This window comes from Mycobacterium sp. NAZ190054 (genome assembly GCF_001545925.1).
In the GTDB taxonomy this organism is placed as follows: domain Bacteria; phylum Actinomycetota; class Actinomycetes; order Mycobacteriales; family Mycobacteriaceae; genus Mycobacterium.
On sequence record NZ_LMVQ01000406.1, the window covers coordinates 1 to 2,240 of the forward strand.

A 2,240-nucleotide genomic window follows, 5' to 3' on the forward strand; every position below is an offset into this window, starting at 1 on the left:
CCGGGTACAGCTCGATGCGGCCCGAGCCGAAGTCGCTGCTGACGACGATCTCGACGATCACCGCATCCGGGGTGGACGGGTCCTCCGACGGGCTGATGCGCAGCCAGGTGTCCTTGACGTCGGCGCGGGCGATACCGACGGTGTCGGGGGCGCCGCGCAGCACGCCGAGCGTCTTCTCGAAGTCGAACTTCGCGAGGTCGACCAGTCGGTCGTCGGAGTCGACCGCCGACGGCGAGCCGGTCGGTTCACCCCAGCCGCCGCGGTAGTGATAGGTCAGGCTGCGCCGGTTGTCCTGCGGATCGGGCCGGTCCAGGAAGGCCATGTCGGAGTGGATGTCGAGTTCGTAGCCCATCGTGCTGCCGAACTTCTTGCGCATCTGTTCGAACAGCCCGTTGAACCCGCCCAAGGACAGCAGCTGCCTGGGCGGGGTGAGCACCGTGGCCGGGATGCCGTCGGCCTTGGCGCCGGGGTCGGCGGTGAAGTTCAGCGGCGACGGGGTGTTGCCGTAGAGCCCCCAGCCGATCGCGATGCCGAGCACGACCAGGACGCCGGCCGTGGCCGCCTTGAGGCCCCAGCCCACCCGCACGCCCGGGGGCCTGCGGTTGACGATCTTGGTGATCACCGGAACGTCGAGCGCGTCGAGCGTCTTACCGGTCTGCAGGTCGGCCACCAGGTCCTGCAGTTGCCCGAGCGTCGCGGCGGTGGTTGCCGATCTCACCCGCTCGCCGTGCTCGGCCATCGACAGCTGCCCTTCGGCCAGCGCGGTGTCGAGGATCTGGCACGTCTCGTTGCGGTCACTGTCTTTTGCCCGTGTCGACGACGTCCGTCGTGTCGAGCTCCCCGAAGCCACGAGCAAGATCGTAAGAGTTCGGCCGTCGACGGCGCAGGCCAGACACGATTCCCACGCTCTGTGGGCGCACACCGAACCTCGGTGCCCGAGTGGCCGACGTACTCTGGTCCTCGTGCGATTGCAGCGACAGGTGGTGGACTACGCCCTGCGGCGGCGGTCCCTGCTGGCCGAGGTGTACTCGGGCCGCACCGGCGTCTCGGAGGTCTGCGACGCCAACCCGTATCTGCTGCGCGCTGCGAAGTTCCACGGCAAGCCCAGTTCGGTGATGTGCCCGATCTGCCGCAAGGAACAACTGACCCTGGTGTCGTGGGTTTTCGGGGACCACCTCGGCGCGGTGTCCGGCTCCGCACGGACCGCCGAGGAATTGGTCCTGCTCGCGACCCGCTTCGACGAGTTCTCCGTACACGTGGTGGAGGTATGCCGCACGTGCAGCTGGAATCACCTGGTCAAGTCGTATGTGCTCGGCGCGGTGCCGCCCCCGAAGGGATCACGCGGACCACGCCGCACCCAGACCGCGCGCGCTGCGCGCCACCGGTCGCCGGATCGTGCTGGTCCCGACGATGGGCGCGTTGCACGAGGGGCACCTGGCGCTCATCCGGGCTGCGAAGCGGGTGCCGGGCGCGGCGGTGGTGGTGTCGATCTTCGTCAACCCGCTGCAGTTCGCCGCGAACGAGGACCTCGGCGCCTACCCGCGCACGCTCGACGAGGACCTCGAGGCGCTGCGCGCCGAGGGCGTCGACATCGCGTTCACCCCGACCGCCGAGGACATGTACCCGAACGGCATACGCACCACGGTGCATCCCGGCCCGCTCGGCGCCGAGCTCGAAGGCGCTTCCCGTCCAACGCACTTCGCCGGTGTGCTGACCGTGGTGCTGAAGCTCTTCAACACGGTGCACCCGGACCGGGCCTACTTCGGCGAGAAGGACTTCCAGCAGCTGGCGCTGATCCGCCAGATGGTGACCGACCTCGACCTCGACATCGAGATCCAGGGTGTGCCGATCGTGCGCGAGGCCGACGGCCTGGCGATGTCGTCACGCAACCGGTATCTCGACGCGGTGCAGCGCGAGCAGGCCGGTGCGTTGTCGGCCGCGCTGCTGGCCGGGATGTACGCCGCGTCGACCGGGGTGAACGCCGCCCTGGACGCCGCGCGCGCCGTGCTCGACGAGGTGCCGGCGCTCGAGCTCGATTACCTGGAGGTTCGCGACCCGATGCTGGGGCCGGCTCCGGCCGAGGGCGCCGGGCGCATGCTGATCGCCGCCCGGCTGGGCCGCACCCGCCTGCTCGACAACATCGCCGTGGACATCGGGGCGAGCGCAGGCATCGACGGTCATCCGCGCAGCGCGTCCGGCGTCAGCCACGAACTGCCCTGGAGGAACTGATGTTACGAACG

General features: G+C 69.5%; 1 protein-coding gene and 2 pseudogenes. 2 read left to right on the forward strand and 1 reads right to left on the reverse strand.

Features of this window, described 5'->3' with window-relative positions:
- Positions 1-850 (reverse strand): DUF1707 domain-containing protein (locus ASJ79_RS22880; protein WP_067960307.1); only part of this gene is annotated, 850 nt, incomplete at its 3' end.
- A gap of 112 nt (positions 851-962) precedes the next feature.
- On the opposite strand from ASJ79_RS22880, the pseudogene ASJ79_RS31435 reads away from it, so the two are divergent.
- Positions 963-1,373, forward strand: a pseudogene (locus tag ASJ79_RS31435) (DUF5318 domain-containing protein); the annotation flags it as partial.
- Positions 1,366-2,229, forward strand: a pseudogene (gene panC / locus ASJ79_RS22885) (pantoate--beta-alanine ligase); the annotation flags it as partial. The pseudogenes ASJ79_RS31435 and panC, both read left to right, overlap by 8 nt.
- Between the last annotated feature and the right edge of the window lie 11 nt (positions 2,230-2,240).